Raw genomic sequence first — 13,194 nt, 5'->3', positions numbered from 1 at the left:
TCAATGCAACAGTGTCGCGTAGTAGAGCGCGGCACCAATATGCACACATGCCAGAGCGAACAGGGCCACTCCGAGGGGGATATGGATGGTATGCCAGAGAGCCAGCAGGCGGCGTGCAACGGCGAGGGATTGGATCTGCCGCAAGAGCCGCTGGCGCTCGGCTAACGTATGGCGGATCTCGACGACCGTTGCTTGATCGATGATCCCAAGCGTGGCAAGGAGACGTTGCTGCTCGGCTCGGTCGCGCCAGGCAAGGAGCGGACGGGCGAGCAGTGCCGTGAGTGGGCCACCAGGAACAGGTGGTGGTGTCGTAAGCAGATCGGCGGATGGTAGATTACGTAAGGCCGAGCCAGGACGGGCTAGCGTCTCTAGACGCGTCGCACTTGCGGTCAGGCGAGCCGTGAGATCGGCGAGCGATAGCTCGGCACCATCCACGCTGCGGGGAATGGCTGTGTAGACATAACGTCCCACGAAGCCACTCAGAACAACCACGACCGTGAGTAAGGTGACGACACCAGCCAGTCCATTGAACCGCCAGGCCGTATGCAACACCACCATATACGAACCCACGATGCCCATAACAATATGCCACTGAAGCCAGGTACTCAGCCGTCCATAGGTGCGCCCGCGTGCCCGTTTGCGTAGCGAGTAGAGGGTTTCGGTAGCCAGCATGAGAAGAAAGCCGATCACACCCAGGCTGTGACCAAAGAAGGCGCCAGGGGCGGTGTCAAGGCGCTGCATGGCCCAGACATAGCAAGCTGTGACCGCTCCAACCCCAATGACGGCTATCTCCAGTTCATAGGTAGTATGGCGCGGCGGCCGTCGCCCCCGAGGTAGTGGCAGTTCACCGCTTGTCTGCATGACTCTGCTCCCATTCAGCATAGAACGACATGATGAGGTCCGCAACGGCGCTCTTATCAGCGAGGAGGGCTTGACGAATAGGCGTAAGATCGGCGTTGGCTGCAATCAGCCGCTGTAGTGGCCGCGAGAGCGTTTGATCCCCCATCACAAGCGCCCCTTTGAGAGTCTGCTCACCAAGCATCAGGCGTAGGCGATTGACCGGATGTGGATCCACAACGACCCACGCTGAGGCAGCCATCCGCCAGGTTTCGCTATCACCACGGGCAATTGCTACGAGATCTGCATCCTCTCCACCACCCACAGACCCGATGATCGTTGTGGGGATACCAGCGAGCAAGGTAACATTCTGCGCTACGGCACTGCGGTAGGGTGTGGGGATGCCTGCCATCGTGGCCGCAGCAGCTTCCCCATGCGCCCGGGCAGTTGCCCAGAGTGTGTCGAGCGTCGCTTTGCCCGTCACTTCATTGTAGACCTGGGCGACGTCACCAGCCGCCAGAACATCCTCAGCGCTCGTCTTGAGGTAGGCGTCAGTCAGAATGCCCCGGTCGAGCTTGAGTCGACCGCTCTGGGCAAGATCGAGCCGTGGATGCGTGCCAATCGCGACGGCCAACAACTCACACGGGATGCGCTCGCCAGTCATGGTCTCGACCGCGACAAGGCGACCGCGTTTGCCGATCGCTTCACGTATCTGACTATGATGGTGAAGGATGATCCCTGTAGCACGAAGATGATCCTCGACAAGTTGCGATTCATCGGGGTCGAGCACATTGGCCCAGTAACGCGCCCCGCGCAGCATGTAGTGAACCCGGCACCCTCGCGCATTGAGGCCCTCGGCAATTTCCAGGGCGGTGATGCCACCACCGACAACAACGGCTTGCAGACCTTGACGCGCACGGCGCACAATGCCACGGGTATCGGCAAGGCTATCAAGGGTGACGATGCCGTCGAGGTCGCTCCCAGGGAAGTCGGGCAAGGCTGCACGCGCACCCGTGGCGAGAAGCAGTTTGTCATAAGCGAGGATTTGCCCATCAGCAAGGGTCAGGCGATGCGTACGCGGATCAAGCGCATCAGCCCGAGCCTGCACCCAGGTCAAGCCGAGCGCACGCAACTCGGCGGGCGAGCGAGGAAAGAGTTGCGTCTCTGGTATAAGCCCACTGAGATAATAGGCGAGACCGGGACGCGAATAGAAACCCGCAGGATCGTCAGTAACGACTGTAACACTGGCCGACGGCTCACGGGTGCGTAACGATTCGGCAGCGGCAATGCCAGCTACGCCCGCTCCGACAATAACATAGCGCAGGCCCATTAGATTCTTCCTCTTTGTTACGCACGCGAGCGATCCGTTGGTGCAAAACGGAGCACACCTCGTGGGCAGCGGGCGATGCATTGCCCGCAGGTAAGGCAGCGTGAATCTTCAATCGCTGCGCTGCACCAGACGTAGGCTCGTACGTCAAGACCGATCGGGCAGTTGTAAGAGCAGATACCACACTGGACACAGCGCACCGAGTCGGCAACGACCTGTCCTGTGGCAAGCACCTCGGCCCTGATGAGATCCAGGGTGAGGGATCGTGCTACGAATGTCATCAAAACCTCTCTCTCGCATGGGCGACATTGTTTGTGGCCGCCTGTACGATAGTTATGACTTCTCTGTTGAGCGTAGCACCAGTTACTTGGAATTTGCTTGGAATTTTGATGATCTTGGTAACGGAGTGATAATCTATGGTGAAGCAACCTTATCGATCTGTGCTGACGATCCTTCACCTGCCTCGCCACCCTTTTCCTGTGAGCAACCTTGGAATATGACGTGATGCTTTCCAATGTGCTTCCAAGGAAAGAGTTGTAGAGTAGGCTCACATATCATTCTAGTAAGGAGCTTCATTCTTATGAACCAACGTGCTTTGTTTGCTATCGCCGCAGCAGTGACTGCCTTTGTGCTCATTCTGCTTGCTGTGTTCGGCCCTGGTTTCTCTGGTTCTAGCACGACATCTACTCCCACTGATGTGGCACCCGTCCAGGCGACTACGGCCATTGGCACACAGCCCATGACAAGCCCAACGACCCTCCAACCTTCAAATCCATCAGACTCTTATCCGGTCTCGGCGGAACAAGCAGCTAGCCTTGCTGTTGCCAATAGCAGTGGTGCTACGCTCACAGGCACACCTATGCTTGTAACCTATCAGGGTGCCGTTGCCTATGAAGTTCCATTAAGCACAGGTCTCGTCTATGTGGATGCAACCACTAGCCAGATCCTCGCGACCCCTGGCGCTACCACGACCTCAAACGGAAATGCAACCATGAATGACAATGGCGGAGACGACGACGATGATGACGATGATGACGATGATGATTAACCGTACCTTTTTTAATCATCGTGTCTTGAACAAACAGCCAACTTTGCTGGCTGTTTGTTCAAGACACGATGGGTTGTAGGGCTTTAGTTTGCACATAAAACACCCTTCACTGCATCGTATATAATGCACCGTATGCTGTATCGTCCTTCGCTGGTGCGTGTGGCCCAGGTTGCGCTGGGGTTGCTCGCGATTGCCTATCTGCTCTATGCTGCTGCGCATGTGCGGCAGCTTCTGGCGTTTCCTTTTCCTCTTGACTATGGCGAAGGCCCTCTGGTCGCTCAGGTCGAGCGCCTGCGTGCTGGGGTGCCGATTTGGCGTCTCTATGCTGATCCAGAGAACGCCCCTTTTCTGATTGTCAATTATCCTCCGCTCTACCTGGTGCTTACGGCGGTGCTGACGCCGCTGACAGGGTCGGTGTTGATCGCTGGTCGCCTGCTTTCCCTGGTTGCGACGCTTGCCGCAATGGGGGCCATTGCCTGGCTGTCCCACCCTGGGGCCACCACGGCTTCCCCTACGGTACGCCGTACGTCGTGGTTGCTTGTGCTCCTCTTTCTTACCATCCCAATTGTCCGCGAATGGTCGGCCCTCATGCGGGTTGACCTGCTCGGTCTGGCGCTCGGGCTCTGGGGCTTGGTGGTGCTGGTACATCCGCCGTTGCCCTCGCTGCGCCGTGTGGCCGTCGCTGGCCTCTTGTTGACTGCGAGTCTCTTTGTCAAGCCGTCACTCCTTGCGGCCCCGGTTGCCGCCTCGGCCTGGCTTGCTTGGCAGGTCTTGCCAAGTCTGATCGATGCTCGGCAGACGCTACCGGGGCGCAGGCGACGCCGTCGCTATGCCGACCGCTTGCCGCTCTACCGCCTGGTGGTGCTTGGGTTGACCCTCGGCTTGGCAGGCGGGCTCACCTTGCTTGCAATGCAATGGGCGAGCCAGGGCTGGTTTGCGCTGCACGTCGTCGCGGCCAATGCGAATCGCTGGGACGCCGAGTTGGCGCTGCAGTTCTGGGCTCAGCAGATCCGCCTGCGCTGGGCGCTTGCGGCTGCGGCCTTGCTGGTTGTATTCGCCGGGCTATCTCTGATGCGCCGCGCCCCTGTTGCGGCTGCCGCTGAGAGGCTGTCTGAAAAGGGTGTCAGTGTCGTTCGCCACCACGTGATGCACCCTTGGAGTGCCGGCTTTAGCCGGCTAAAGTCGGCACTCCGAAGCAAACCGTCGACTTTTCAGACAGCCTCTGAGGCTGAGCTGGATGCTTTGCCGTCCAGATCCTCGTCGCGAACCCTCCCCTGCTCCGCTGTCGAGCGGGAGCCAGGGGGTGAGGTCAGTTGGCCGCGCTCGTCGTTCCAACTCGCGCTCTTGTATACGCTCGCCGGTTTTCTTACCGCGCTTGGCGTGGGCAAGGTTGGCGCGTATAGCAACTATTTCCTCGAACTCTACGCTGGCCTGATCTGGCTCATCGCGCTCGCGCCGAGTCTGATACGCTGCTGGTTGCCGTGGCGTGGCCTGCTCTTCTATGGCTTGCTTGTGCTGGCACTGGCCTACTATCCGCCGTTGTGGCACGCCGACCAGTTGCGCCCGGCCAGTCTGGTCGAGCCATTGAAGCCGCGGTTCGTCTTTGGGCGTCATGGGTTGCTGACCGATGCAAGGCGGCAGGCCGAAGTGTTAGCGGCCCAGACCAGGGTTGGTACGCTGCTCACGATGACAGTGCAAGCGGCGGGGCCGGTGGTGCTGACCGACATGCCCGGGGTTGCCGCCGCCGCCGGGGTGACCTCACGGCTGCAGGCGTTCGAGATGCGCCAGTTGCTTGATCAGGGACTGGCCGACGAAACGGCGTTGCTGCACGAGCTCGCCAATGGCACGCTGCCCCTGGTGGTCCTCGATTACCTGGGCAACTGGCTAAGCCCCGGTGTCGTCGAACTGGTGCAGCGCCGTTATGCGCACGACGGCTCGCTCGGCACCTTCGATCTCTATCGTCCGGTTGCAACCGGGCCCGCCTCCCCGCTTGACGGCGAGCTTGTCCTCGGCGACACGGCTTTGCGTCTAACGAGCTATGCCATTGTGCCGTCAGTGGGGCAAATCTACGAGCCGGGTGAACTGGTGACGCTGACGCTGCTCTGGCAACGCACGGCTATGCCTCCTTCCAACGATAACCTGAGCGTCGTAGTTGACCTGACCACCCTCGATGGCGGCATTGTGGCAACCAGTACACGCCGATTGATCTACGGGGTCTATCCACCATCGCGCTGGCCGACCGACGCGACGGTGCAACACATGCATCCCTTTGCTGTGCCAACGAATCTGCCGCCAGGCTCGTACCAGATCAAGGTCAGCCTTGCTGATCCTAAAGGCGCATCAGCAGATGTGATCTTGCCGACGACCCTCGCGGTTGCGCCGCAGGGAGGGCAGTATGTCGCCGCAACCGACTATATGGTGCCGGGGGTTATGTGGGCCGCCTGGACAAACCTGGGGGGCCTCGAGCGCCTCGGGTGGCCGTTGACGCCGCTCGTCCCGTTTGACTGGGGGCGCCTGCAATGTTTCGAGCGCCTCTGCCTCGAACTCCGGGGCAACGCAGTGACCCCGCGCCCCTCCGGGACAACCCTCTATCTCGGTGAAACCCGCCGGAGCACCACGTGTCGCGATGGAAACGATGCGAACGAACGTCTCTGCCCATCCATGGCCGAAGCCGCAGCACGCATCGCCCTGCCTGGCACACCGGTGAGTGGCGAAATTTGGCAGGGTGATCGCATCGTTCAATGGACCACCCATGCCCGCTTTGAACACCCCCTCGACGACGACGCTGTCATGCTCGGGCGACTTGGGGCCGAAACCTTGCGCCTCCCGCCAGGGCAGCGCTATCGCTGGCCGTAGCTCCGCCGCCCGTGCCTTTTGGGATACTGCTGGCAAACGTTGGATGAGCGACCTTCGCTCAGAGAGCCTGTACTCCCCACAGCGTCGTTGCGGTTTTTTGCGGAGGAGGGCTGTGACGACCTCGCTTGGTGGCCCACGCCGCACGAGGCGCAATTTCTCGACGCAAGACGACCCGAAAAACGCAGGGTGCCGCTCAGTTGGGGTTTGCCAGCAGTATCCCAAGAGGGCCAGGGGCGCGCAGCGGGGTGCCAACGCCAGCCATGTCATTCCGAACGGAGTGAGGAATCTTCGCTGCTACGCATGGAAGACCCCTCGCTGCGCTCGGGGTGACATGGCTGGTGCAGCGGGGTGACACGGCGGGCGCTCGGAGTGACAGGGCGGATGCCTTGGGGTGGCAAGGGCGCGCAGCGGGGTGCCAACGCCAGCCATGTCCTTCCGAACGGAGTGAGGAATCTTCGCTGTGGCGCATGGAAGACCCCTCGCTGCGCTCGGGGTGACATGGCTGGCGCAGCGGGGTGACACGGCGGGCGCAGCGGCAGCGGGGTGACACGGCGCGCCGCCCCCCTTGCCCGTGCCCTACCAACGCAGGGCACGGGCAAGCCGTGCCCCTACAACGCACCGCCGCCCGTACGGGCACGGCTTGCTCGTGCCCCTGCCGCCCCCCGTACGGGCACGGCGTCGCCGTGCCCCCACGCCCCGCCCCCACGCGTGCTTCGGCCCTACGATATATATGGTATACTACGCATAGTTTTGATAAGATTTGTATAGATTCTGAAGAAGAGCGCGTGCGCTCAATACAAAGGTAGTTCGCTCATGTCCGTGCAGACTGGCATTGTGATGCTTAACCTCGGGGGACCAGCGACCCTCGATGAAGTCGGCCCTTTTCTCGTTCGCCTCTTTGCTGACCGCGAAATTATTCAGTTGCCCCTGCAAGCCTGGCTCGGCCCCTTCATTGCACGGCGACGCACCGCTGCCGTGCAAGAGAATTATCGCCTCATTGGCGGTGGTTCACCGATTTTGCGCTGGACCACCATCCAGGGCGAGGGCATGATCCGTTGGCTCGACCGGCTCTCGCCGGCGACGGCCCCTCATCGGTTTTATGTCGCTTTTCGCTATGCGCCTCCCTTTAGCGAAGATGCCTTGCGTCAGATGCAGGCCGATGGGGTGCAACGTGCGGTCGCTTTTACCCAGTATCCCCAGTTTTCCTGCGCCACCACCGGCTCAAGCCTCAACGAGCTCTGGCGTGCAGCGCGGCGGCTCGGCCTCAGCAACGCTTTCTCTTGGAGCGTGATTGACCGCTGGCCGACCCATCCCGGTTTTATCGAGGCAATGACCCGTAGCGTGCAGCTTGGCCTGGAACAGTTTCCTGCCGCTGAACGAGACAATGTGCTCTTGCTGTTTAGCGCCCACTCGCTGCCCCTCAAGATCATTGACCGTGGCGACCCGTATCCCCAAGAGATTGGTGCAAGTGTGCAGGCGGTGATGGAGCGGCTTGGGTTTGCGTACGAATATCTGCTTGCTTACCAATCGGCGGTTGGTCCAGTGCGCTGGCTTGGGCCACAGACCGAGCAGGTGATCAAGCAATTGGGTGCGCAGGGGCGGCGCAACGTTCTCGTTGTCCCGATTGCTTTCACGAGTGACCACATTGAAACGCTCGCCGAGATTGACCATGAATACGGCGAATTAGCTCACCGCGTCGGCATCACCAACTTCAAACGTGTTCCTGCCCTCAACGACGACGAAAACTTTCAGCGTACCCTGGCTGATCTCGTCGCTGACCACCTTGCAAGCGGGCGCAATCACTCGCGCCAGTACCCCCTGCGCTGCCCCGGATGCACCAGCGACCAGTGTCGCAACCTGCTCAATCCGGTTGCCTCGCCGGAATCCGTTGAGCTCGCGCACAACAGTCAGCTGCGCTTGTAGGGCAACCGCTCTACACACCCACGCTTGGGGGGCTGCGGCCCCAAGCATCTCGCTTGTGCTGGCGAAAACGGCCAGCTTCGCTGGCCGTTTTCGCCAGCACAAGCATGGGTTTTTAGGGCGACAGCCCTAAAAACCCATGCGCATCAGTCCGCAGGCCCCCAAAAATCAATCCTATGGATGAGGTGCCCACAGCCTGGCTGTGGTACCATACGTCCTATGAACATAGCACCACAAACCCTCGAAACCCTCGAGTTTTTCAAAATTCGCGAGCATCTCGCTCGCTATACGGCCTTTTCTGCGTCACGCGAGCTTGCCCTCGCGCTCTTGCCTTCGACGCAGATGCCCGAGGTTCGTCAGGCCCTCGCGTTGACCAGCGAAGCCCGTCAGTTGCTCGATGAGTTTCCTGATCTTTCGATTGGCGGCGTTCGCGATATTCGTCGCGCCGCTCGCCATGCCGAGCGCGGCGGGTTGCTCGATGGCCCGAGCTTGCTTGAAATTGCGGGTACGACAATGGCTGCTCGCCAGATCCGCACTCGTTTGCTCAAGCTCAACCCCGAGCTCTTTCCCCTTGTGATCGAGCGCGCCGCGTTGCTGCCGATCCTGCCGCCGCTTGAAGATGAGATTCTGCACGCGATTGGTGATGATGGCAATGTGCTTGATAGCGCAAGCGCTGAACTGGGCCGTCTGCGCCGCGAGATCCGGATTGCCTTTGCTCGCCTCCAGGAAAAGCTTCAGCATATGATCGGGTCGGCTACCGTTGGTGCTGCCCTGCAAGAGCCAATTATTACTGTGCGCAACGGGCGGTATGTGGTGCCCGTCAAGGCCAGCCATCGCAAAGATGTACGCGGTCTCGTGCATGACCAGTCGAGTAGCGGTGCAACGCTCTATATCGAGCCAATGGCGGTGGTCGAGTTGAATAATCGCTGGCGTGAGTTGCAATCTGCCGAAGAAGAGGAGGTGCAGCGCATCCTCGCCGCACTTGCCGAGCGGGTGGGTCTTGCCGCGCCGCTGCTTGTGGCCGCCGTCGAAGCTATCGCCGAGCTTGATCTCGCTTTTGCCAAAGCCAAATATGCAACGAGCCTGCGCTGCGTCGCCCCCGAGGTGGTCAACTGGTCGCCTGATGTGCCGCTTCCCCCGGTGGCTGATCCTCAACTTGTTGACCCCGACCGTGAGCGAGCACCATTGTTGCTCACCGAGGCGCGCCATCCGCTGCTTGATCAAAGTACCGTCGTACCAGTGACGCTCTGGCTCGGCGATTCGTTTCGTTTGCTGTTGATCACAGGCCCAAATACCGGCGGAAAAACGGTTGCCCTCAAAACGACCGGCTTGCTGGCGCTGATGGCCCAGGCCGGTCTGCATATTCCCGCTGCCGCCCCGTCGCGCCTGCCGGTCTTCCACCATATCTTCGCCGATATTGGCGACGAACAGAGTATCGAGCAGAGCCTTTCGACCTTTTCGTCGCATATGCGCACGATCATTCGCGTCCTTGGTGCGCTCGAAGCAGTGCCGTTGCCCGAAGAACTCTGGGATGCCGATCACTGGAAATTGCTGAGTGAAGAACGCCCGCCTGCGCTGGTGCTCTTTGATGAACTCGGGGCCGGTACCGATCCGGTGGAGGGTGCCGCTCTCGCCCGCGCCATTGTCGAGCGCCTGCTCGAACTCGGTGTGCTCGGTGTCGCGACGACCCACTATGCCGAGCTCAAGGCGTTTGCCTACAATACCGATGGCGTGCAGAATGCCTCGGTCGAATTTGACCTCGAAACGCTTGCCCCCACCTATCGTCTGAGCATTGGCTTGCCAGGGCGTTCCAATGCGCTCGCGATTGCGCGTCGACTCGGCCTCGATTCTGTGCTGGTTGACCGGGCGCATAGCACGCTTGACCGGAGCGATGCAGCGGTCGAGGATCTGCTCGCCGGCATTCATAAAGAACGTGAAGCAACGGCACGTGCCCTCCAACGTGCCGAAGAACTCCGCGTTGATGCCGAGAAGTACCGCGATCGCCTCGAACACGAATGGCTGCAATTTCAGCAGCAGCGTGAACAAGAGACTGAAGCCGCCCATCGTGAGCTCGAAGAAGAATTGCGCGAAGCACGCGGCGAACTCAAACGGTTACGTGACGACTTCCGCAGTGTCTCGCTCTCGCGTCAGTGGCTCGAAGAGGCCGATCAGCGCTTGAAGGATACTGCCGAGCAGGTGAAAGCCGCCGCCAGGCAAGCTAGGCCTGCCACCGTCGCCCCGCGTACTCAGGAACCGCGCCCATTGCAACCTGGTGATACCGTCATGGTGCGTTCCGTCGGGCTCAAAGGCGAAATCGTCGCGCTCGATCATGAAGACGCCACGGCGACCGTTCAGGTTGGTGGGTTTCGGATGACGGTTGATCTCCGCGAATTGACCCGCGAAAAAGGTCAGCCTGAAACGGCGAATTCTCGTCGCGACTATCGCCCCGAACGTACCGTCTCCCTCCCGCCTCCCCCAGATGTCTCCATGACCTTCGATATGCGTGGCTGGCGCGCTCACGAAGTGAGCGACCGGCTTGATCGCTACCTCAACGATGCCTACCTCGCCGGCCTCTCCCAGGTGCGCCTCGTGCATGGCAAAGGTACAGGTGCCCTGCGCCAGATCGTGCGTGATGTCCTCCAGACCCATCCCCTGGTCGTCAATTTCACTGGCGGCGGGCGCGATGGTGGGGATGGTGTGACGGTTGCTACCCTCGTTGAACGCTAAAATCCTTCCTGGGCTACGAAATGTGTTGGTTGGGTGAAAGATGCCAGTAAAGCTGGTGTCTTTCATCGAACAAAACACGTAGCGAATATCTGCAAACAAAAAGCATTTGATCGTTTAATATATGCTTTGAGGGATTTTGGTCGGGTTCTGTTGAAGGAAATACCCCATGACTGGCACAAGCACACGTCCTGAATCCCCTGACCGCATTCGTCACCTGCCCAACAGTGTTGCAGTGGTGGCTACCAGTGATGGTGATGTGCTGGTGCATTGTCCCCCCGAGACTCTGAAATATTTGCTGCATGATGGTCTGATCCCTCCATCAATTATTCTGCTGCCGGTTGATCTGACGGCAGGGCAGGAGCTCGGCTCGAGTGGTTTTGTGCGCCGGGGGATCAACTATGCGAGTGTCGAGTTTTTGATCTACTCGAGCTTCTTTGGGCAACAACGCAAAACGCGCCTGGTGACGGTCACTGAGCACCAGGCCCGGCGTCTGCGCACGATCCTCAACGAAACAATCCGTGGGCCTGCTGATTCTGAAGATTATGGTGAGTTTGCCTGGGTGCAGCAGGAGTGTGCTGCGGTCGGCTATTATGCACCGCTTGGGCGTGTGTTGATGTTAGAGGATCTCGTCGAGATTGTGAGCCTTGAGGCCGGGGGCGGCGCTTTTGGGGTGACGCAACTGGCCCTTGAAGATGACCATTTTGTCTTTCGTGAAGAAGGCCGCGTCATCGCTCGTCTCACAACCCAGATTACGACGCTTGCCGTGCCACTTCATCTCGCCCCACCGCGCCCGCTCCAGCGGCAGGAGATTACGCTGCAATTTATTGGCGGCAGCGATGGCTTTGATCCCTCCGGCATTACCACCTGTTTTCTCGCCTACCTCGGCTCAACGGTGCAGATCCAGGCAACGCTCTTTGATGCGGCGGCCTATGTTGTGCTGCGCCTTGGCAATCTGGGCGTCTCGCCAAGCCATATTTCTGAGGTGGTCCTGTCGCATCTGCACGAAGATCATCTCGCCGGGTTGCCCGAATTGATCCTGATGGGCAGCCATCGGGTGCGCTTGGTCACTTCGACCTTGATCTATCGTAGTCTGCTGCGCATCCTCGAAGCAATGCTCGATGTCCCGGCGCATCAGGTGGCGACGCTCTTTGATTTCTACTGCCTTGATCCCGGAACCCCGCTTGAATTGGAAGGACGCCACTTTGAGGCGATCTATGCGATCCATTCGATTCCCACGATTGCGGTGCGGGTGCAGGGTCTCTGCTATTCGGGCGATATGCGCTACGATGAGACCTGGTTTAGCGAACTCGAAGCCCAGGGTGTGTTGCTGCCCTGGCGTCGTGAGCAACTAATGCGCTTTGCCGAAGGGGCGAGCATTCTGGTGCAGGATGTTGGCGGCGGATCGATCCATACGACAATGTCGGCCCAACTCCTTCAAACGCTCAGTGCCAAGAGTCAACGCCTGGTGCTCGCTCATACCAACAAGCATCAGTTGCCCGAGGATAGCGATGGTCTGGGCGATCGCATTGAGTTTGCCGGCAGTGGCATGGTCGTTGGCATGGGTGCCCATGTGCCTGGCGATACCTTTACCGAGATGGTCGAGACGATTGCTGCCTGCCCAATCTTTGCCCGTTTGCCTATTGGCGAGCGGCTGATCCTCGCTAGCCAGGTCGAAGCGGTCAATTGGGCCGATGGCGATGTGATTCTGCACCAGGGGGATCCCTCTGATGGTGTGACCTATATTGTGCATTCTGGCCTGGTCGCGATCGATATGGATGGGGCGCAGATGCGCCTGCTAGGGCGTGGTAGCAGCATCGGTGAGCGTGGTGCCCTGCTTGGCGAGGCCCGTACGACCACGATGCACGCCCACGGCGAACTCCAGCTTTTGAAACTCACCCCCGAGGTCTTTTTGCCGATTGCCAGAACCTTGCATCTCGTCGAGGCATGTACCCGTGCCGACTGGATGGCCGAGCTGCCGATGCTACGGAGTTTGCCCTGGGCCAGTTTGCTTGATCTTGCGCTCGATTTTCAACCCCATCATCTGTTGCCGGGTGATATCCTCTTTTCGGCAGGCGAACCTGGGTACGAAGGCTATCTGCTGGTATCTGGTACCATGCGCCTGAACGATCCTGCCGGTAATGAATTGGCGCTCAAAGCAGTACCTGGCACCTTCATTGGTGGTTATGCTGCCCTCTTGGGCGCGCCACGGCGTACCAGTGCCCTGGCGGTTACGCCAGTCATTGTGTGGAGCCTGCCGGCCTCGACGCTCGAACGGCTCAATTTGCTCTACCCTCATCTCCTCTTACACCTGCGCACGATCGCCGAGTAAGCGGCTGTCTGAAAAGCCCTGATCGGGCGAAGGGGCCGTGCGCCAACCTAGGAAGCGCGGGCCGTCGTCTGCGGGAACGACATGGCGAACTGGCCCGTCCGAGGAAGCGCGGGCCGCCGTCCGCAGGAACGACATGGCGAACTGGCCCGT

8 protein-coding genes are annotated in these 13,194 nt (G+C 60.0%); 5 read left to right on the top strand and 3 right to left on the bottom strand.

Annotated elements, in window-relative coordinates; all coding sequences use genetic code 11:
* Genes EYB53_RS20930 through EYB53_RS20920 form a run of 3 tightly spaced genes read right to left on the bottom strand, consistent with a single transcriptional unit; the run spans nt 1 to nt 2,445 of the window.
* On the bottom strand, nt 1-861 hold the full coding sequence (locus tag EYB53_RS20930) for a hypothetical protein (RefSeq protein WP_135480695.1): 861 nt from the start codon (nt 859-861) through the stop codon (nt 1-3).
* A complete protein-coding gene (locus EYB53_RS20925; RefSeq protein WP_167857522.1) occupies nt 845-2,167 on the bottom strand; it encodes an NAD(P)/FAD-dependent oxidoreductase in 1,323 nt (440 codons plus the stop codon). The genes EYB53_RS20930 and EYB53_RS20925 overlap by 17 nt, the downstream gene beginning before the upstream one ends.
* 17 nt (nt 2,168-2,184) lie before the next feature.
* Nucleotides 2,185-2,445 (bottom strand): 4Fe-4S dicluster domain-containing protein, encoded by a 261-nt coding sequence (locus EYB53_RS20920; RefSeq protein ID WP_135480691.1) that lies wholly within the window; start codon nt 2,443-2,445, stop codon nt 2,185-2,187.
* A 299-nt stretch (nt 2,446-2,744) separates the two neighbouring features.
* Here EYB53_RS20920 and EYB53_RS20915 point away from each other — a divergent pair, with 299 nt between their 5' ends.
* From EYB53_RS20915 to EYB53_RS20895, 5 genes are all read left to right on the top strand, one after another.
* Entirely contained in the window at nt 2,745-3,212 is a 468-nt protein-coding gene (locus tag EYB53_RS20915) for a hypothetical protein (protein ID WP_135480689.1), read from the top strand.
* 132 nt (nt 3,213-3,344) lie between these two features.
* Entirely contained in the window at nt 3,345-6,068 is a 2,724-nt protein-coding gene (locus tag EYB53_RS20910; protein ID WP_135480687.1) for a hypothetical protein, read from the top strand.
* An 813-nt stretch (nt 6,069-6,881) separates the two neighbouring features.
* On the top strand, nt 6,882-7,991 hold the full coding sequence (gene hemH / locus EYB53_RS20905) for a ferrochelatase (protein WP_205712711.1): 1,110 nt from the start codon (nt 6,882-6,884) through the stop codon (nt 7,989-7,991).
* Between the two features lie 216 nt (nt 7,992-8,207).
* On the top strand, nt 8,208-10,715 hold the full coding sequence (locus EYB53_RS20900) for an endonuclease MutS2 (protein ID WP_135480685.1): 2,508 nt from the start codon (nt 8,208-8,210) through the stop codon (nt 10,713-10,715).
* Nucleotides 10,716-10,881: 166 nt separating this feature from the next.
* A complete protein-coding gene (locus EYB53_RS20895) occupies nt 10,882-13,044 on the top strand; it encodes a cyclic nucleotide-binding domain-containing protein (RefSeq protein ID WP_135480682.1) in 2,163 nt (720 codons plus the stop codon).
* Nucleotides 13,045-13,194: the final 150 nt, after the last annotated feature.

Source organism: Candidatus Chloroploca mongolica (genome assembly GCF_004762035.2).
Lineage (GTDB): Bacteria > Chloroflexota > Chloroflexia > Chloroflexales > Chloroflexaceae > Chloroploca > Chloroploca mongolica.
Note: the sequence above shows the minus strand (reverse complement) of the source record. Positions and strands in the feature narration are given on the sequence as shown.